Origin of the sequence: Streptomyces sp. NRRL F-5122 (genome assembly GCF_001507435.1) — a bacterium.
Classification (GTDB): domain Bacteria; phylum Actinomycetota; class Actinomycetes; order Streptomycetales; family Streptomycetaceae; genus Streptomyces; species Streptomyces lannensis.
Genome location: NZ_LMWH01000234.1, coordinates 67863 through 87273, shown reverse-complemented (window position 1 = coordinate 87273; position 19411 = coordinate 67863). Strand labels below are relative to the sequence as shown.

Sequence of the window (19411 nt, the reverse complement as noted above, 5' to 3'; positions counted from 1 at the left end):
ACCTGTAGCCCTGCGAGCCGCGGTTCGCGCGCAGCGATACGACCGCTGTCAGCCGCGATCCCCGTTCACCTTGTAGCCCACTCCGAACACGGTGAGCAGACGTACGGGCCGGCGGGGGTCGGCCTCGAGTTTCTTGCGCAGGTTCATGATGTGCACGTCCACGGCCCGCTCCGTGGACTCCCGGTCGATGCCCCGGGTGTACTGCAGCAACTGGCGCCGCGAGAACACCCGCCCCGGTTCGGAGACCATGGCCAGGAGGATCTCGAACTCGTCCGGCGTGCATCTCACCGGTTCGCCGTCGCAGAGCACTTCGCGCCGCGCGGAATCGACGGTGATCCCGGCGGCACGCACGACCTGTTGCTCCGTGTGCTGCCGAGCGGTGCGCCGCAGCACGGTACGGATGCGCGCCATCAGTTCGCGAGGACTGTACGGCTTGGTCATGTAGTCGTCCGCGCCGAGGTCGAGGCCCTGCAGGACGTCTTCCTCGGTGGAGCGCGCGGTGAGCATGAGGACCGGGATGTCGCCCTCCTGCCGCAGTACCCGGCACACGCCGAACCCGTCGATCACCGGCAGCATCAGGTCCAGGACCACGAGGTCGGGGCGATTGCGCCGGACCGCTTCCAGGGCGGCCCCGCCGTCGTGGACCACGGTCGCGGTGTGACCCTCGCGAAGCAGCGAGCGGCGTATGAGTTCGGCCTGCTTTTCGTCGTCCTCAGCGACGAGTACATGTGCGTGCACGCTTGGGATCATAAGAAATGCATCGGGACTTGGACGAAGGCGGGGTTGACCCGGGCACCACCGTGCCGCCCTCGAGGCCGATGATCTGCGCACCGCCGACGCGCCCGATCGGACGGGCGCCGACGGTGATCGCGGGTGTCAGCCCTCGAGCGCGACCTCGCCGCGCAGCACGGAGTACAGGACCATGTCGCGCCAGGCACCGCCGCGGAAGCAGGCCCCGCGAAGGCGGGGTCCCCCGAACGGTGGCCCCGTGATCGTTACAAAACCCATTGCTCCGGTCGAGGGGGGCAGGGCGGCGTGCTCATGAGGAGCGCCGTGCGATGCCAACCGCTTTTCTGCTGATTAGAGCGCAGTTCGGGGCATGAGTGGATCAATGGTGCACGGTCCACCGGTATCGATGCCCCATACAAGGGAGTGTTACGGATATGTCGGTGTTTCGTAACACGTACCCTGTTGTTGATCTAGCGCCCCTGCGACCGGCCACAGTTGCGGACCTCGGCACCGAGCCGGGAAATCGGATGGCACGCCGGTCCTGAACAGGACGGGTGTGCACGATAGTGAGGGGACAGCGCATGTCTGTTTCTCGTACCACGGTCCGCCTGTTCGCCACGTTCGTGGCGTCGGGCGCCCTCGTTGCGGCGGCCGCCATGCCGGCCATGGCCGACAGCGGCAGCCACGGCCGTGACCACGGCCGGAGCTACTCGCAGGCCCACCGTCCGGGCGTCCTGCTGGGCGGCCACGACCGGGACCGCAACCGTAGCCGGTACGGCCACCACTTCAACCACGGTCGGTTTGGCAACTGGGGCCGGCAGCACAGCCGGAACGGATGGCAGCGCTGGCACAACGACCGTCACCACCACCACTTCCTCGGTCGCCGCTAGTCGGATTCGTCCGGAGGACCGTCCCGATCTGAGCAGGATTCCCGCGATGTGGTGTCCGTCCGCGTGGACGGCGGCGGCGTTGCCGTAGCGGGTGGCGACGCCGTACCACTGCACCGGGCGCTCACGATGTGACGGTGCCGCGACCGGGTGACGGTGTGATCGCTCGGGTAGTAGGCCGGGGCCCTCTCGGGGCCCCGGCCGTTTGCTGTCGTGCGCGCACGGACGTGCAGTCCACGTGCCCGCTTCCCCAGGGGTACGGTCGCGCGCGACGGGGAGTGCCGGTGGCCTGGAGGAGCGGGCGGCGGCCCGGGGAGCGGTCCGTGCTGCGCCGATCGGTGGCTGCTGACGGCGGGTGGTCCTGCCGACCGCGGACCGGGGCATGGATGCTGCGGAGGTGTTTCCATGCTCGGCGGTGGCGTGCTCATGCGAGTCGATGAGAGCGGGCGGGTGATCGAGTGGAGTCCGCAGGCCCAAGCGATGTTCGGGTGGTCCCCGGAGGAAGCCGTCGGCCGGTCGGTCGCCTTCCTCGTGCATGAGACCGCTGCCGATGCGGTGCGGCGCCGGGTCGGCTTCGACGGCATGGGGTCGCTGCTGGTGAAGCCGGTGCTGACGGGTTCGTCCGTGGACTGGGAGGTGCGCGGCGCGGGGCACGCGGTGTCGGACCAGGATCTGGCCATCCTGCAGGCGTTGTTCGCCCAGTCGCCGGTCGGGCTGCATGTGCTGGACGACCAGTTGCGCATCGTCCGGATGAATACGGCCACGCGCGCCTTGCGCGGTGCACCGGTCGGCCGTCTTGTCGGCCAGGTGTTCACCGAGGCCTATCGGCTTGCCGATCCGCAGGAGGAGGAGACGGTCGCCCGCCAGGTCCTGGAGAGCGGGGAGCCGGCCCTGAACCGGCTGGTGCGGGGGATGCGGGTGTACGGGGACGAGAGGCGGAGCATCTATTCGGTCTCCTACATCCGGTTGGAGAACGCGGACGGGGAGGTCCTCGGACTGGTCGCCTCGGCCGTCGACGTCACCGACCGGGAGCGGGCACAGCAGCGGCTGTGCGTGCTGGACGAGGTGCGCAAGAAGGTGGGGGAGCGGCTGGATGTGATCGCGGCCTGCCAGGATCTGGTGGACGCCGTGGTGCCGGCGTTCTCGGGGATCGCCGTGGTGGAGGTGATCGAGGACGTCGTCCGCGGTGAGGAGCCGCCGCTGGTGCCGGTGGACCGGGATGTGCCCCTGCGCCGAGCCGCGTTCCGGGGGCGGGTGACCGCGTATCCGGTGGGGGACGTACGCCATCTGCCGTACGGGACCCCCTTCTCACGGGTGCTGTCCGATCTGCGCCCGCGGCTGCTGCCGATCGACGAGGACACCTTGTGGCTGGCGGCGGATCCGCCCCGGGCCGACGCCATCAAGCGCTCGGGCGTCCACTCCCTGATCGTGGCCCCGCTGGCCCTGCGGGGCGAGGCGCTGGGCGTGGTCAGCTTCTACCGCCATGACCTCGAGGACCCGTTCGAGGAGGAGGACCTCGCGCTCGCCGCAGATGTGTGCGCACACGCGGCGCTGTGCATCGACAACGCCCGCCGCTTCGCCCGTGAGCGGACCATCGCCGCCACGGTGCAGCGCCGACTGCTTCCCCAAGCTCCCACGGGGTCGACCACGGTGGACTTCTGCCATCTGCACCTCCCCGGACCCGAGGGCGGGGGGGCCTGGTTCGACGTGATCACTCTTGCGGGGGCGCGGACGGCGCTGATCGTCGGTGACGTCGCCGGTCAGGGGATGGCCGCGGCCACCACGATGGGACAGCTGCGAACCGTCATCTACTCCCTGGCGGCCCTGGACCTGGAGCCGGACGAATTGCTCGCCCGACTGAACGACACGGCCGTGCGTCTGGCCGCGGAACGCGCGGCGCTGCCCACCGGTGACCCCCTGCATCGGGAGCCGCTCATCGCCGGTTGTCTGATCGCGGTGTGCGACCCGGTGGATCTGACGATCACCGTCGTCCGGGCAGGGTTGCCGCAACCCGTCGTCGTTCTCCCGGACGGCAGTTCGTCCACCCTCTGCGTGCCTGCGAGCCCGTTGCTCGCCAGTACGGGCAACGCGCCGTTTCCGGCGACCACCGTCGATCTGCCTGCCGGCAGCATGGTGGCCATCAGCACGGCAGGACTGGCCGAGAAGGTCCTCGCACCGTCGGCGGCGCTGCGATCGGTTCTGGACGACGGTGGAGACCGGCCGCTGGGCGAGTTGTGCGACACCATCGCGTACGCGCTCAAGGAGGGCGCGTGGCCGAGCGAGAAGCTGCTGCTGCTGGCCCGCACTAGAGCGCTCCCCGAGGACCGGATCCTCACCTGCCGACTGCCCGACGGTCCCGAGGCCGCACCCTTTGCGCGCCGGACCGTACGCCGTCGACTCGCCACCTGGGACGTCGAAGAGGAGACCGCTTTCACCACGGAACTCATCGTCAGCGAACTGGTCGGCAACGCGGTGCGCTACGGCAGTCCGCCCCTGACGCTGCGCCTGATCCACGACGCGATGCTGACCTGCGAGGTCAGCGACACCGCGCCCAGCGGGCCGCATATGAGGCACGCCCGTACGGTCGACGAGACGGGACGCGGCCTGTTCATCGTCGCCACACTTGCCACCCACTGGGGCACCCGATTCCAGGGGGAGGGGAAGACCGTCTGGGCGCAGCAGTCCACCGGACCGACATGAGCGGACGCAGAGTCACCGAGGGAGATGTGCGCCGGCTCACGCGTGGACGGATCCGTACGGGTCTGCGGGCCGGAACGGAGCGGTGGCCTGCTTGGCGGGCGCGAACACACGCTGGGCCGCCACCGCGGCTCCACCTCGGGCCCACTCCTCGAAGGGCAGCGGCCGGACCACGAGATCGCAGTCCGCGGCGGCACCGAACGCGTGATCGGCGAAGGTCTGCCGGATCTGATCGGCGAACAGGTCGTAGGAGGCCACGCCCTCCCCGGAGATGACGATCCGTTCCGGGCCGATGAGATTGGCCACCGAGGCGAGAGCCAGGCCCAGGGTGTGTCCGGCGTGGGTGAAGACCGCTCGGACGGCGGGGTCGCCGGCGTGGGCGAGCCGTACGGCCTCGGCCATGGTCAGTTCGGGATCACGGGTGGCCTGCCGCGCCTGTTCGGTGATCGCGTGGGTGGAGGCGACCGCCTCGACACACCCGGTGTTGCCACAGGTGCAGGTGCGGTCGGTGGCGCCGACGGGAAGGTGCCCGACCTCGCCCGCCACGCCGTGCGCCCCGGAGATCACCCGGCCGCCGACGGAGAGTCCCGCGCCGATGCCCGCGCCCACGGTGACCAGAGCGAAGGACGACAGGCCCGCTCCGGCGCCGAACCACTGCTCCGCCACCGTCAGGGCCCGTACGTCGTTCTCGATGACCGTGGGAACGCCGGTGCCCGACTCGACGAGCTGGGCGAGCGGCACCCGGCGCCAGTCCAGGAAGGGCGAGTACTGCACATGCCCGGTCCGCCCGTCCACGTCGCCCGCGATGGTGACGCCGATGCCGTGGATCGCGTCGGACTCGACGAGACCCGCGGCCTCACGTAGTTCGTCGACGAGCCGGCCGATCGCCAGCACCACCGTGCCCACATCGCGTGATCCGAGCGCCGCCCGTCGGGAGGCCAGCGGCTGTGCGGTCAGATCGGCGAGCACGCCGATGAGCTCGTCGCCGGTGACCTTAACCCCTACGAACCGGGCACGCGCCGCCCGCACGGCGATCAACGTCGCCGGACGTCCGGTGGTCCGCTCCACGCTGGGCCGGCCCGCTTCGGCGATCCAGCCGTCGGCGATCAGGGGAGTGGCCGCCTTGGTGACGGCACCAGGCGACAGTCCAGTGCGCCGACCGATCTCGGCGCGACTGAGTGGGCCGTGCTGGAGCAGGGTCTGGAAGACCAGAACGGCGGCGGGCGACTGGTCGGCGAGGCTCATGAAGCGACCATACATTTCCACTGGAAATTAATGCAAGGGCGATATGAGGGGATTTGCGCCGTGCTCAGGGTCGAATCTTGGGGGATTTATCGGGTACTCCGGACACGGGGGCGGGCGGTAGGTGGGCTCCTCGGACCGGACTATGTTGACGATGGAAGGAAATCCTGCCTACATTCGCCGCACTCGTCGTCGGGGCCGCCCAGGTGCCCCGGTGGGGAGCGTAGCCGCACACTCCTCGTCGATCTCTCTGGACGGTGCTCCGAGACCAACCTCGCCCACCGGTTCACCGGCCTCGATCCTGCTCGATTCCTCCAGGCGGAAGGCGGCTTGCAGTCGCGCCGAGATGGAGTACGTCCATGGCTCGTCCCGTTCGCCCCGCACGTCTTCGAACGCTCATCTGCGCCACTGCACTCGCGGTGGCCCTCACCGTGCTTGCCGCCGCCCGGGCCGCCGCTCCCGAGTGGGTCTCCGGTCTCGTCGCCCCTGCCGACTCCACCGCGCCGGTGGCCGCCAAGCCGTACATGGGGTACAGCACGTGGAGTCTGGAATCCACCAACTTCCCCGGCTACGGCGGGGAGAACTGGCTCACCGAGTCCCATGTCCTGGAGCAGGCCGGAGTCCTGGCGTCGAAGCTCAAGTCCCACGGCTACAACTACGTGAACCTGGACGCCGGCTGGAACGTCGACAACGGCACGAACGTCTCGGACGGCTACGCCCGGCCGACCGCGGACCCGAAGATGTTTCCGCACGGCATGAAGTACATCGGGGACCAACTGCACAAGAAGGGCCTGAAGTTCGGCCTCCATCTGGCAGTGGGCCTCTACCAGCACTACTACAACAACGGCAACACGCCGATCTATCGTGCGCCCTGCTGCACCACCAAGGACGTCGTCTCGCTGGCCTGGGACGCGGTGAACTCGGGCGGCGCCACCACGGGCTACGACGTCTACGCGAACGGGTCAAGGGCCGTCACCGTCACCGGCACCTCCGCCACGGTGAGCGGGGTCCGCCCGGGCACCGGGCACTCCTTCACCGTCGTCGCCCACGACGCCAATGGCCGGTCCTCCGCGCCAGGCAAGGCCGTGGCGATCACCACCCCCGCCGTCGGCGGACCGGTCGCGTACGAGGCGGAGGCCGCGACCAACACTCTCGGCGGCAACGCCTCCCTCGCTGACTGCGCCGCATGTTCGGGCGGCAAGAAGGTAGGCAGCGTCGGCTACAGCGGATCGGTGGCGATCCACAACGTCTCGGTGCCCGTGGACGGCACTTACCTGATGAAGATCGACTACACCGACGGCTCCTCGGGGCGCACGATGGTCGTCACCACGGGTGGAACGTCCTCCCAGGTGCCGCTGCCCGGGAGCAACGACAACAACTGGGGCCGCCCGAAGTCCATCACCGTGCCCGTGCACCTGAAGGCGGGCGCCAACACGATCACCTTCGGCAACGCCGACGACTACGCCTCCGACGCGGACCGGGTCACCCCGTGATCACCCACCCTCCGGAAACCGCACCCTTGTCGCATCGCTGCGCGGTCGACCGGCACCGTCAGCGACGTCGACCTGCTGAAATATGAGGGACACGAGCAGGAATCTGCTCACGAAGAGCTGAACAACCGACAGCGACCGGCGTCCGAAAGCCGGTCACCCGGTGTCCGGCCCGCCGCACACGGCCCCTGACCAGGTGCCGACCGGCGGGCCGGCACAAAGGAAAGGAAAGGACTCTGCATGTCTGACACCACCGCGCGGATCCTCGCCCTGCGCGCGGCAGGCACCTCACTCGTCGTGGAGCTCGCCGAGCCGGTGCCCAGAGTCCTGCACTGGGGGGCCGACCTGGGCGACCTGCCGGAGTCCGCCCTGGCCGCACTCGCCCTCACCGGTGAGCCCGCCGTGCTCAACAACTCCATCGACATCCCCCGCCGTTTCACGGTCTGGCCCACCGAGGCCGACGGATGGTCGGGGACCCCCGCCCACCAGGGCCATCTGGCCGGCGCCTCCACCGCACCCCGGCTGAGCCTGGCCGGGACCTCGTACCAGGCGCAGGACGAGGGCGGGGAACTGTCCCTGCGGCTCACCGAACCCGGGGCCGGGCTGGACGTCACGGTCACCTACCGGCTGGAGCCCTCCGGGGTGGTTGCCGTGGAGAGCCGGATCACCCGGCACGAGGACGCCGACCCTGCGCCGTACGACCTGGCGCAGGTCGCCACCCTGCTGCCGCTGCCCCGCAGGGCCCAGGAGATCCTCGACTTCACCGGCAAGTGGAGCCGGGAGCGTTCGCCTCAGCGCCGACCGCTGGGCTTCGGTACCTACGCGCGGCAGGTGCGGCGTGGAAAGCCGGGACTGGACTCGCCATATCTCGTGACGGTGGGGGTGCCCGGCTTCGGGTTCGCAGCGGGCGAGGTGTGGGGCGTGCACATCGCCTGGAGCGGCGACCAGCAGTACCTGGTCGAGCAGCTTCCGGAGGGCGCCGGCGCCCATGCAGCCGTGCTCGGCGGCGGCGAGCTGCTGCGGGCGGGAGAGATCCGCCTCGCCCCGGGGGAGTCCTACACCACCCCGGTGTGCCACTTCGCCTGGTCCGGCCGAGGGCTCGACGGACTCGCCGAACGCTTCCACACCCTGCTGCGGGACCGGCCCAACCATCCGCGCAGTCCGCGCCCGGTCATCCTCAACAGCTGGGAGGCGGTGTACTTCGACCACGACCTGGACCGGCTGCTGCGACTGGCGGACAAGGCCGCCGAGGTCGGTGTCGAGCGGTTCGTCCTGGACGACGGCTGGTTCCGCGGACGCCGCTCCGACAACGCCGGTCTGGGGGACTGGACGGTCGATCCGGTCGTGTGGCCCGAAGGACTCACGCCGCTGGTGGACCATGTGCGCTCGCTCGGCATGGAGTTCGGCCTCTGGGTCGAGCCGGAAATGGTGAATCTCGACTCCGATCTGGCCCGGGAACACCCCGACTGGGTGCTGGGTCCATCCCGCGGAGCAGGCCCGTCCTCACGGAACCAGTACGTCCTGGACCTTGCCAACCCCCAGGTGTGGGACTACCTCCTGGACGCGCTCAACGCCGTGGTGGACAAATACGGCATCGGCTACCTGAAGTGGGACCACAACCGTGAACTGCACGAGGCCGTTCACGGCGCCGGGGACCGTCCGGTCGCCCACGCCCAGGTGCTCGCGCTGTACCGGCTCATCGACGCCCTCAAGGAGCGCCACCCCGGCCTGGAGATCGAGAGCTGCGCCAGCGGCGGTGGTCGCGTGGACCTCGGCATCCTGGCCAGGACCGACCGGGTGTGGGCCTCGGACTGCATCGACCCGGTCGAGCGTCAGAGCATCCAGCGGTGGACCGCCCAGCTGCTGCCGCCCGAGCTGATGGGCGCCCATGTCGGCTCCGCCACCAGCCACACCACCGACCGGGTCACCTCCGACACCTTCCGGTTGATCACGGCCCTGTTCGGGCACGCCGGAATCGAGCAGGACATCACCCGCTGCACCCCCGAGGAGCTCGCCCGGCTCACCGCCTGGACCGCTCTCTACCGTGAACTGCGCCCGCTGCTGCACAGCGGCCGTACCGTCCGTGCGGACCTCGGCGGCGACGCGACCCTGCTGCACGGGGTCGTGTCGCAGGACCGGGCGTCCGCGGTCTACTGCTGGGCGCGGGTGGCCACATCGCCCGAGGGCCAGTACGGACGGGTACCCCTGCCCGGGCTGGCCGCCGAGGCGACCTACCAGGTCCGGGTCCGTACCGAACTGGGCCTGCCGTCTCTCCACCAGACCTCGGGCCCGGCCTGGCTGGCTTCTGCGCTTGACGGTTGGCTGACACTGCCGGGGGCCGTCCTCGCGATCGCCGGACTGCCCATGCCGAACCTCAACCCGGACCAGGCGCTGCTGCTCGAGGTGCGCCGGACCGAGGAGTCGGCCGTCGCCTGACGACCCCGGACGGGACCGGTCCGAAGCGGTGGCCGGGGTGTGACCTGTGCAACGGGTCCGCCCCGGCCACCACTCGTTCCTCTCCTGGCTTTGACGGGTCTCCCTACGGACGACCGCGCCGCCGTCGGTTACGCCCCGGCTTCCCGCTCGGTGTCGGTCGCCTCGAGGCTGGACCTGGGCCTTACGCAGCCCGGCCGGGCTCGGTGGACAGGGTCGCCAGGCTGCCGGTGCGTGCGCCGAGGATGACGGTCTCACCTCCGGGGCAATCGAAGGGCCGCCACATGCCGCCGGGCGGGACCGCTGTCGGCGGCCCCGCCCGGCGGGTCTGCGCATCGGGCGACGTCAGCGCAGGCCGAAGGCCCGAGTGATCGTTTGCGAGACGCTGTTGCCGTCACTGTCCCGGGCCGTGACCCGGAGGCTGACGAAGCGGGCGGACCTCGGTGCCCGCAGTGCCGTCCCCCATCCGTCGCCCTGGCCGCCGAGCGCGGCCCGCTGCCAGGTCGCGCCGTCGTCGTACGAGACGTCGAGCGTGGGCTTCCCGATCGAGGCCTTTGTACCGGGCAGGTGGGACGCGGCCACCGACAACCGGGCGTGCCGATCGGCCCGGCCGGCCTTGTCGGTGTCCACCCCGTAGTCGAGCTGGATGAGCGGCAGGGACACCGTCGAGTCACTGCCGGTGACCGCGGAGGTGAAGTCCCACTCGGTCAGCGTGTGCGTCGAGTACGGGTTGGCCCAGGCGCCCCGGTCGTTGTCGACCACGAGCCGGTAGGGCAGGCGTTCCGCCCCGAGTCCGGGGACCTGAAGCCACTCGGCATTGCCCCAGTCGAGTTGCTGGTCACCCTGGTAGAGGGACATCCAGTCCTTGACGTCGAAGTTCGCTCCGGCCTCGCCGACATGGCCGGAGCCCGAGTCGCCCCAGCCGGGAGCGGTGATGTACATCGTGTCGAGGTAGCGCACCGGTTGGTAGCCGATCGGACCCATGCGGGGCCGCTGGATCGGGCCGAACCAGTCGACCTCGGCGGTCTTCCGGGCCGGGTAGTGCAGGACGTCGATCGCGTGCTGTCCCGTCTCGCCCTGGATGAAGGCGTCGTCCAGCCAGGTCGCGCCGGAGGTGACCCAGTCGGTCCGCTCGCCCTGGGCGGGCGTAGTGAGCTGGTTGCCGACGGCCCAGCCCCGCCAGACGTCGGGACGGAACTCCATCGCCTTGCCCTGACGGTAGTTGCGGAACGAGACGTCCACCCGTCCCAGGTCCTTCGACTCCTCCTGCCAGGTCGGGTCCGCCGGGACGGCACCGGTCCAGTGGTGCACCACGTCGTAGACATAGTCGGTCGTGGGGTGGGAGGTGACCTTGAGCGCGACCGCGCTGTGCCGGAGCGAACCGATCAGTTCCGCGCCCTGGTCGGCGTCGAGGGTCGCCACCGTCAGCGGAGCCGGGCTCTCCGGGCTCCAGGGAGTCTCGTCCCAGGGCTGGAGCCGGCCGGTGCCGTCGTTGACCACCACGAGCACCTGCGCGCCCGCCGCCGCGGCGGCGTCCGCCTGTGCTTTGATCCCGGCTGTGCCGTCTCCCTGGACCACCACGGCCTTGCCCCGCACGTGCTGCCGCGCGAGCTCCTCGGCCGTGCCCGTACCCGCGTAGACCGCGGTGAGCGTCCGGGTCCCGGCGGGCAGCGGCCTGGCGGCACGCTTGACCAGCGGGTCGGCAAAGGTCTTCGACTTCGTGCCGAGGGTCAGCGCCGGCTGCTCCAGGCGGAAGCGGGCGCCGAACTCGAACTCGCCCGCGGTGACCTTCTTCCCGGTCGGAAGCGCCCAGATGCTGTCGTAGGACGGATCGGGCAGCATCGACGACTCGACCAGGCTGTCGGTGAACGACCTGTGGACGTCCAGGCGCGGTGCCACGGCGGTGGTCTGCTGCGGCACGCGTGCCAGAATCCGTCGCATCTTGCGGCCGTCCAGGCTGACGGTACGGTCCTGGTCCAACTGCACGTCGTTGAAGGCGAGCAGGGCCATGCCCCGCGAGTGCGGGCCGCCGGCACCCTGCACATCGGCGGTGAGCCAGCCGCTGTAGTTCCCGACAGGCAGTCGTGCCGTGCCGGTTCCGGACGCGTCGAGGTCCAGCACCGTGAAGAGGTGCTCGGCGCTGAGGAGGACCCTGCCGGCCAGCGGATTGCCCGAGCGGTCCTTCGCGACGACGGTCAGGTTCTGACGCCGGCCCTCCCGGGCCGCGCCGATCAGCGTACGGGCCCTGGCCGCACCGGAGTTGTCGGTGCCGGTGATCATGGCGCTGACCGACTGGTCGCCGCCCAGACGGTCCAGCTCCGCGGTCAGCGTGACCGAGGCGGTGCCGTGCGCGGGGACGGTGACCCGGTTCTCCGAGAGCGTGAACAACCCTGTCGGCACGGTGCCGTTGATCGCCAGGTCGAGATCGACCGGAGCGTCGCCGACGTTGGTGTACGTCACCTTCTGGACGTCGGTCTCACCAGGCTTCGGGGGCCAGGTGTGGAAGCCGGAGTAGGCGGTCGTGGTGGCGAAGAGCGTGGTGTGCACCGCGGCCCGCGCGTCGAGCCGGCCCGCGCCCGCCTCGTAGGGGGTGTACAACGGGGTCGCCTTGGCGCTGCTGACCAGTGCCTCCTTCAGCTGCGCGCCCGTCCAGTCGGGGTGCTCGGAGGCGAGCAGCGCGGCGGCGCCGGCGACGTGCGGCGTGGCCATCGAGGTGCCGCTCATCGTGGTGTAGTAGCCGGAGCCACGACGGTAGTGCGAACGTGCCGCGAGGATGTCGACCCCGGGTGCGGTGATCTCCGGCTTCAGCCCGGCGTCGCCGTCCCGCGGACCCTGGCTGGAGAAGTCGGCGAGCTGGTCGGCCGAGTCGACGGCGCCCACGGTCAGGGCCGCGTTTGCGGCACCGGGGCTGCTGATGGAGTGCGGGCCGCCGTTGCCCGCCGCGACGACGAACAGCGCGCCCGTGTCCTTGCTGAGATCGTCGACGGCCTGGCTCATCGGGTCGGTGTGGTCACCGCCGCCGCCCAGGCTCATGCTGATGATCCTGGCGTGCTGGTCCCGGGCCGCCCACTCCATGCCCGCGATGATCCACGACTCCTGGCCGCTGCCCTCGGAGTTGAGTACCTTGCCCACGGCCAGCCGGGCTCCGAAGGCGACACCTCGCTCCTGCCCGTCGGAGGCGCTGCCCGTGCCGGCGACGGTCGAGGCGACATGGGTGCCGTGACCGTTGTAGTCGGCGATGTCGTCCTCGCCCGGGACGAAGCTGGCACTGCCGTCCACCTGCCCGGCCAGGTCCGGGTGTTCGGTGTCCGCGCCGCTGTCGAGCACGGCGACCTTCACACCCTGACCGGTGTTACCCTCCGCCCAGACCTGCTGAGCGCCGATCTGGGCCGTGGAGTCGGCCAGGTCGGCGGTCACCTTGCCGTCGAGCCAGACCTTGGCGACGCCGCCGGCGAAGGCCGGCTTCGCGGACCGGGCCGTAGCCGCGGAACCACCGGTCAGCGAGGCCCAGAACTGCGTTGCCTGCTTGCGGTTCTGGGCGAGGGCCGCACCCTGGATGCTGTCCAGGCGGCGGACGACGGTCGAGCCGGCCACCTTGGGCTGGGTGCGGGATCTCGCGGCGGCGTCCGTGTACTTGACGATCAGCGGCAGCCGGGAGCTGTGCGCGTCGTCGTAGCCGTCGGCGATCATCCGGGTCACGTTGAAGAGCTGCTTGTCCAGCTTCCCGGCGCTGACGTACGGCAGGACCTCGTCGGGGTACACGTAGGTCGAGCCGTCGATGACCGCGCGGTGGAAGCCGGACGTGGCGCCGTCAGGGCTCTCGAAGGACCGGACGACACTGCCGTCGGCCGCGGTGCCGATCGTGACCTTGTCACCGGTGATCAGGGTGACGCTGTGGGTGTCACCGCGGCCCGCGGGCCGATGCACCGCGTCGACGGACGAGACCGCCCGGCCCGCATCACGGTGCGCCGCGGCGCCGGCCGGGATGGCCGTCGCCGCCAGCGCGGTGACGACGGCAACCACGAGCGGCCCTGGTCGGAGTCTGGGAACGATAGGCAAGGAGCACTCCTCAAGGGATGCGGAGATCGGAAAACCACCTGAGGATGTGCTCGGCCCGAGCCGTGGGCAATGTCGCGGGACTGGCGCAACTGGCCATTGCGCAGATGCGCCAAGCCCCGGGGCGTGCGACCCGCCGTGCCGCAACCGGCGCCGACCAGGGCGTATTTCGCGATTCCCGCGCGACTTCCCGTGGCGATCGGCCGTCGTTGGGCTATCGGAGGCCGACCTTCATGCCCGGAACGATCTCCACTCACGAATGCGGCACGCGACGCCCCACACGACGAGGGCGACCACTGCGACGGGGGGCCAAATGGTGATGTAGACCAGGGGATCGGGCTCGTGCAGGGCGGAGGTGACGAGACCTGCAAAACACGCGGCCGCGCCGGATACCGCGATCACCTTGCCGGTCGGCGTGAGGCTGTCGTCCGGCTCCCGCCCGGGCGGGAACCGCTCGTGTGTCAGGCGGCGCAGCCGGCCGACGGTGTGGAGGGCGAACACCCCGCCGTGCAGCAGAATCAGACCACCGGCCAGCCACAGGCCCGGTACCAGGGTCGGCGCCGTGACGGCTTCCTGGATCCGCCCGTCGAAGGTGATGCCGGTCCGGCGGCCGTGCCACAGGAGGATGCCGACGCGGTCACCCCTGCTGAGCCTGGACAGTACGGGATCCGGGTCGTCGAGTTCGATCCGGCCGGACACCGACGCCGGCCCCCGGACCTCCACCCAGTACTCGCCGCCCCGGCCGTTGGACATGTTCCGCAGATCCCGAACCTCCGCGGGGATGACGACCGAACCGGACGTCTCCTGGTATCCCCGTGCCGCCGAGAGGCTGTGCGGGTATGGCAGCGCCAGCAGGGTGAGACCTCCGAGAAGAAGCAACAGCCCCGAAACCGCCCACCCGGACGTCCGCCGGCGGACCAGCCACTCGGTGGCACCGGCCATGACGTCACCCCCTCAGGAAGACATGACTCGGGACGCCCTCGGACGGTTGTAACGCGGGCCCGGAGCCACGCCGGTGGTGGTCAGACCGGCAGCAGGCGAGTGATGAGAGCGCTGAGCTGCCGCACGTTGCGGCACTCGTACATCTCCAGGAGCCCGGCGTAGTCGGGCGCGGCGGAATCGCCCGTGCCCCACTGGGCGCGTGGTTCGGGATTGAGCCAGTAGACACGGCGGGCCCTCTCCGAGATCCGCCGTATCGCTGCGAGGTTCGGGTCGCTCATGTTCGTACGTGCGTCGCCGAGGACGAACACCGAGGTGCGGGAACCCACCGCGTCGGGGTACCGCTCGGCGAACTCGCCGAAGGCGGAACCGTAGTCACTGCTGTCGTGCCAGCCCGTCACCGTGGTCTCCGACCGGATGCGGGCGGCCAGTCCCCGGGGGTCGGTCCCGCCGTGCACCAGGAGCCCGGTCACCTCGTCCACGCGGTTGACGAAGGCGAACACCCGCACCTTGCTGAACTGGTCGTGCAGCGCCTGCACCAACAGCATCGTGAAGTCCGAGAATCCCGCCACCGAACCCGACACATCACACAGCAGCACCAGTTCGGGCCGGACGGGACGACGGCGACGCAACACCGGATGCATCGGCACGCCGCCCGTCGACAGCGATCCCCGCAGCGTCCGCCGCAGATCGATGGTCCCGCGGGCGGCGCGACGACGGCGGGCCGCCAGCCGGGTGGCCAGTTTGCGTGCGAGCGGGTGCACCGCCCTGCGCAGTTCGGCGAGTTGAGTCCGTCCCGCGAGCAGGAAGTCGACCCGGTCGGAGGTCGGCGCGACCGCACGTGTGGCGATCTCGTCCCTGCCGCGTCGCTCGGCCACCCGGCGCCGGGCCTCGGTGGCGACCTGCCTGCGGAAGACCTCGATGCGCCTGCGGATCTCGTCCTCCAGGAGCCGGTCGGTGAACCCGGACACCGCATTCTGCGCCCTGACGGTGTCCCGCACACGTGCCAGCAGGGTCTGTGGACGCAGCCGCTCGAGCGTCTGATACGACGACCAGCCGTCCGAACCGGGCGAGGAGCCGTAACCGCCGAAGCCGTTCACCGCGTCGACGGCCAACTGCGCCGTCATCGCCTCGTCGTTGGCGGCGAGTGCTGCCACGAGCCGGTCCCGCAGCGCGTCCCGGTCCGCGTCCGCGCGACCCTCCGGGCCTCCCACGCGACGCGGGAAGTACACGTCGAAGACCGGGTCGAACACCTGTCGTTGGGCCTCGCCGTGCAGCAGGGTGGCGGCCAGTCCCTCGCGCAGCCGCTCCCGGTCGGCGAGCCCGAGTGCCTCCAGCGCCTGTGCGGCGTCCACAGTCTCACCGGTGCCGATTCGGATGCCGTGCGCGCGGAGGGCGCCGACCAGACCCGTCAGCCGTTCCGCGATCCCCGTCTGCGCCGCCGGCGAGTTCACACGGCGCCCAGGTCGAGTTTGGCGGCCGCCTTGAGGACGTCGTCCTGATGCTTGAGCAGTACACCGAGGCTGTCCCGTACGACGGCCTCGTCGAGGGTGTCCGCCCCGAGCGCGAGCAGGGTGCGCGCCCAGTCGATGGTCTCGGCGACCGAGGGGACCTTGCGCAGATCCATCTCGCGCAGTGCCCCGACCACGCGCACCACGGACTCCGCCAGCGTCTCCTCGAGCCCCGGCACCTTGAGCCGGACGATGCGCCGCTCCAACTCCGCGTCGGGGAAGCCGATGTGGAGGAAGAGGCAGCGGCGGCGCAGCGCCTCCGACAGCTCCCGGCTCGCGTTGGAGGTGAGGACGACGAAGGGACGGGTGGTGGCGGTGATGGTGCCGAGTTCCGGGACGGTGATCTGGAAATCGCTGAGCACTTCGAGCAGCAGCCCCTCCACCTCGACGTCGGCCTTGTCGGTCTCGTCGATCAGCAGGACCTTCGGGTCCGTGCCGCGGATGGCGGTCAGCAGTGGACGTGCCAGCAGGAACTCCTCACCGAAGATGTCCGTACGCGTCGCGTCCCAGGTCTCGTCGCGTCCCGCGCTGATGCGCAGCAGTTGCTTGGCGTGGTTCCACTCGTACAGCGCACGTGCTTCATCGATGCCTTCGTAGCACTGCAGCCGGACGAGTCGGGCCCCCGCGACATCGGCCACCGCCTTGGCGAGTTCGGTCTTGCCGACCCCGGCCGGGCCTTCCACCAGCAGCGGCTTGCCCAGTCGATCGGCCAGGAAGACGGTCGTGGCCACCGCGGGCGATGCCAGATACCCGGTTGTGGCGAGGCGCGCGGAGACGTCGTCGACGGATGTGAACAACAACGTGGCCTCCGGGTCATGACGACGGACTCTGACGCTCAACCATCTAAGCGCTTGCTCACCCATCCTGTCACCTGTGACGGAGGCCACGTCGACACCGGGCGGACGTGTCAGTTGGCGATGCCGACCGTGCGCCTGACCGCCTCCGGCTGGTCGATGACCCGCAGCATGTGATGGGCGACGTCGGCGCGCGACACCAGCACGCCACCGCGAGGATTGCGCCCGATCGCCGTCCGGTAGGCGCCGCTGAGTGGTTTGTCGGTGAGCCGCGGTGGCCGTGAGACGGTCCACTCGAGATCGCTGCGGCGAAGAATGTCCTCCATCAACGCGAGGTCGGCGTAGTGCGCACGGAACATGGTGCGGGCGAGTGGGCTTCCCAGATGGCGCATGAAGAAGCCGTCGCCCGGATCATGCTTCGGCGGATGCGGCCGGTCGGGCGAGGGCACCGTCCCTATGGGTGACGCACTGACCACCACGAGACGCCTCGCGCCGGTCGCCTGCATAGCCGCCACGATGGCCCTCGTCCCGTGCGAAGTGATGCCCGCGTCGGCCTTCGGGCGTCGCGGCCCGAGTCCGGAAAGCACGGCGTCCCTGCCGTCGACGGCGGACGCGAGAAGGTCCGCGTCCGGCGCGGCCAGGTCGGCCGTGATCACGTCGAACCGGCCCGCCCTGCCGGTCAGGGGCCGAGGGTCGCGTACGACCGCGGTGACGTCGTGGCCGGATGCCACGGCTTGTTCGAGCAGGTGGCGGCCTATGCCGCCGGTGGCCGCGAAGATCGTCAGCTTCATGGGTCGTTGTCCTCTTTCGGCTGGTGCCGCTTCGGAGAGCGGCGGTGTGCCGACAGGCGCGGGGGCCTCCTGCCGTGTCTGCTTCCTGGGAGCAGACACGGTGCGGGACTGTGACATCCAAGCCGCGGATGTGACCCACCTCGCACGGAGCGCGATGGGACGGTCGTCCTATCGGGACCGAGCCCGAGAGCGTGTCCACGGGCCTGTGTACGGGCGCAGCGGAAAGCGCCCTCGGCTGACCGCGGCACGGCTGGGCGCTGCATAGATGCGACCCGCGATGTCGGCGTTGCCGGCGGGCTCGACGAGAGCGGGCACGCATCGTGCGCAAGGGGTTTGGACATGGGGCCGCACCCGGATCCCGGGTGCGGCCGGGACGCGTTCCGTTGGATCCACTTCTACCCCGTTGTTCTCAGGACGGGACAAAGCCGTCGTGAAACCTCCGACGGTGATGCGGAATGAGCCGGAGAGGATTCCGTCGGTGCATCGGCCGCCGACCTCGGGCCCTGACGGTTCGGCCGGCCCGTTCATCACCGGGAGACATCGTCGGTGTCACGGCCGCCGGCCCACCTCAGCGTCAGAAGGGCCGTCGCCCCCGCGGCGACGCCGAAGGTGAGTGCGGCCGGGACGCCGACGCCGAGCGTCGAGAAGAGGTACACAGGCCCCCACACGGTGGCCGTGTCGCCCGTCGCCATGCGCAGCACCTGGCTCACCAGCAGTCCGAGCACGGTCGCGCAGACCGCGCCGACCGCCATCGCCGGCAGCGAGGCCCGCGTGAGCAGGCCGGGCAGCAACCGCAGTGACCACCACACCACGGCGAGCAGGAGCGCGTCGGCGGCTCGCAGGAGCAGCCAGTCGCCGAGCGGCGCGGTTCCCGGCGTCGTCCAGCCACCGAGCAGCAGCCACTCGCGCAGCAGGTCGCCGGGTTCGGACAGCAGCCCTCCGCCGCCGAACGACGTCTGGATCCAGGCCGCCACCGATCCGTACGACAGGATCACCAGCGACAGCGCGATCACCGCGGTTCCGGTGCTCGCAGCGAGTCGGGCAGCGCGCGGCGGCACCTGTCGGATGGGCAGCGGGTCGGCATCCTTGGCGGTGATGCGCGCCACGGGCACCGTGAGCAGCGCGGTCAACAGCGCCGCGAAGACCGTGATCGGACCGCTCGACGCGATCACACCCGCCAGTTGTGGCAGGAACCGGTAGCTGCCGTGTCCGCGTGACGCGATCAGCCACGGCGCGGAGACGGTCACGGCCAGTGTTCCGGCCACCGGGCCCCAGGCCCACAGCGCGAGCAGCGTGACCGGCGTGCGGCCGTGAGTGGGCGGGATCCTGCGGATCAGGAGCAGCGCGCCGGCCAGGAAGAAGGCGAAGACCGCCACGAATCTGATCTGCATCGCGGTGTTGTACAGATCGGCGTACTGGGTGCCCGCGCTCAAGGCCGCGTCCCCGCCCGTGGGTTCGCCGGACATCGGCGCGCCCGGGGATCCGTAGGACCAGGGAGTGAGCCATCGCTGGAGTTCGGCCGCGGACTGAACGTCGAACACGTTGGTGGTGCCGCGCAGTTGGAGCGCCTGCGCACTGGCCCCCGCCCACCACAGCAACAGCGTGATCAGCAGGCCCCCGACCAGTGCCGGTATCACCGCGCGCCGATATGACATGACTCTTCCCCCGCCTCGGCCTGGAGCCGTCGATGTTTTGATCATCCGAAGGGTAGGGGGTGTTGATCACGTGTGGGCATGTGTTCGGTAGCACGTCGGACAAGCCGTCCTGAAACCGGCGTCGTCCCGGGCGTGGTGCGGCCCGTAGGTGCGGGTGTCGGCTCCTGTCCGAGGGCCGGGCCGGTTG

Annotated in this window: 12 protein-coding genes; 4 read left to right on the top strand and 8 right to left on the bottom strand. The window is 70.4% G+C overall.

The window, feature by feature from the left end; all coding sequences use genetic code 11:
• Nucleotides 1–48: 48 nt before the first annotated feature.
• On the bottom strand, nt 49–750 hold the full coding sequence (locus tag ADL25_RS24085) for a response regulator transcription factor (RefSeq protein ID WP_382915620.1): 702 nt from the start codon (nt 748–750) through the stop codon (nt 49–51).
• 560 nt (nt 751–1310) lie between these two features.
• Between ADL25_RS24085 and ADL25_RS24080 the strand changes: the two genes are divergently transcribed.
• Together ADL25_RS24080 and ADL25_RS24075 are read left to right on the top strand one after the other, a co-directional pair.
• Complete coding sequence (locus ADL25_RS24080; RefSeq protein WP_059129886.1) at nt 1311–1619, top strand: hypothetical protein; 309 nt, start codon at nt 1311–1313, stop codon at nt 1617–1619.
• 423 nt (nt 1620–2042) lie between these two features.
• On the top strand, nt 2043–4316 hold the full coding sequence (locus ADL25_RS24075) for a SpoIIE family protein phosphatase (protein WP_159044985.1): 2274 nt from the start codon (nt 2043–2045) through the stop codon (nt 4314–4316).
• A 36-nt stretch (nt 4317–4352) separates the two neighbouring features.
• Here the strand turns inward: ADL25_RS24075 and ADL25_RS24070 are convergent, their stop codons facing one another.
• Entirely contained in the window at nt 4353–5558 is a 1206-nt protein-coding gene (locus tag ADL25_RS24070) for an ROK family transcriptional regulator (protein WP_059129885.1), read from the bottom strand.
• A gap of 356 nt (nt 5559–5914) precedes the next feature.
• Here ADL25_RS24070 and ADL25_RS24065 point away from each other — a divergent pair, with 356 nt between their 5' ends.
• Complete coding sequence (locus tag ADL25_RS24065; RefSeq protein ID WP_063805730.1) at nt 5915–7048, top strand: fibronectin type III domain-containing protein; 1134 nt, start codon at nt 5915–5917, stop codon at nt 7046–7048.
• 237 nt (nt 7049–7285) lie between these two features.
• Nucleotides 7286–9481, top strand: a complete 2196-nt coding sequence (locus ADL25_RS24060) for an alpha-galactosidase (protein WP_059129883.1) — start codon at nt 7286–7288, stop codon at nt 9479–9481.
• Nucleotides 9482–9823: 342 nt separating this feature from the next.
• On the opposite strand, the gene ADL25_RS24055 is transcribed toward ADL25_RS24060, so the two are convergent.
• The 6 genes from ADL25_RS24055 to ADL25_RS24030 all read right to left on the bottom strand — a co-directional run bounded on the left by ADL25_RS24055 (nt 9824) and on the right by ADL25_RS24030 (nt 19224).
• On the bottom strand, nt 9824–13537 hold the full coding sequence (locus ADL25_RS24055) for a S8 family peptidase (RefSeq protein ID WP_059129882.1): 3714 nt from the start codon (nt 13535–13537) through the stop codon (nt 9824–9826).
• A gap of 228 nt (nt 13538–13765) precedes the next feature.
• On the bottom strand, nt 13766–14476 hold the full coding sequence (locus ADL25_RS24050; RefSeq protein WP_059129881.1) for a hypothetical protein: 711 nt from the start codon (nt 14474–14476) through the stop codon (nt 13766–13768).
• 80 nt (nt 14477–14556) lie between these two features.
• Nucleotides 14557–15927 (bottom strand): vWA domain-containing protein, encoded by a 1371-nt coding sequence (locus tag ADL25_RS24045; protein ID WP_059129880.1) that lies wholly within the window; start codon nt 15925–15927, stop codon nt 14557–14559.
• Nucleotides 15924–16781, bottom strand: a complete 858-nt coding sequence (locus ADL25_RS24040) for an AAA family ATPase (protein ID WP_059129879.1) — start codon at nt 16779–16781, stop codon at nt 15924–15926. The genes ADL25_RS24045 and ADL25_RS24040 overlap by 4 nt, the downstream gene beginning before the upstream one ends.
• A 110-nt stretch (nt 16782–16891) precedes the next feature.
• Nucleotides 16892–17569, bottom strand: a complete 678-nt coding sequence (locus ADL25_RS24035; RefSeq protein WP_059129878.1) for an NAD(P)-dependent oxidoreductase — start codon at nt 17567–17569, stop codon at nt 16892–16894.
• Between the two features lie 527 nt (nt 17570–18096).
• Nucleotides 18097–19224, bottom strand: coding sequence for a hypothetical protein (locus ADL25_RS24030; protein WP_059129877.1), 1128 nt, complete (start codon nt 19222–19224; stop codon nt 18097–18099).
• Nucleotides 19225–19411 lie beyond the last annotated feature (187 nt).

Excerpts from the sequence above, each read along its gene's own strand:
- ADL25_RS24050 (WP_059129881.1), bottom strand. The coding sequence starts at position 14,476 with ATGGCCGGTGCCACCGAGTGGCTGGTCCGCCGGCGGACGTCCGGGTGG.
- ADL25_RS24070 (WP_059129885.1), bottom strand. The coding sequence starts at position 5,558 with ATGAGCCTCGCCGACCAGTCGCCCGCCGCCGTTCTGGTCTTCCAGACC.
- ADL25_RS24080 (WP_059129886.1), top strand. The coding sequence starts at position 1,311 with ATGTCTGTTTCTCGTACCACGGTCCGCCTGTTCGCCACGTTCGTGGCG.
- ADL25_RS24085 (WP_382915620.1), bottom strand. The coding sequence starts at position 750 with ATGATCCCAAGCGTGCACGCACATGTACTCGTCGCTGAGGACGACGAA.
- ADL25_RS24065 (WP_063805730.1), top strand. The coding sequence starts at position 5,915 with ATGGCTCGTCCCGTTCGCCCCGCACGTCTTCGAACGCTCATCTGCGCC.
- ADL25_RS24035 (WP_059129878.1), bottom strand. The coding sequence starts at position 17,569 with ATGAAGCTGACGATCTTCGCGGCCACCGGCGGCATAGGCCGCCACCTG.
- ADL25_RS24075 (WP_159044985.1), top strand. The coding sequence starts at position 2,043 with ATGCGAGTCGATGAGAGCGGGCGGGTGATCGAGTGGAGTCCGCAGGCC.
- ADL25_RS24060 (WP_059129883.1), top strand. The coding sequence starts at position 7,286 with ATGTCTGACACCACCGCGCGGATCCTCGCCCTGCGCGCGGCAGGCACC.
- ADL25_RS24030 (WP_059129877.1), bottom strand. The coding sequence starts at position 19,224 with ATGTCATATCGGCGCGCGGTGATACCGGCACTGGTCGGGGGCCTGCTG.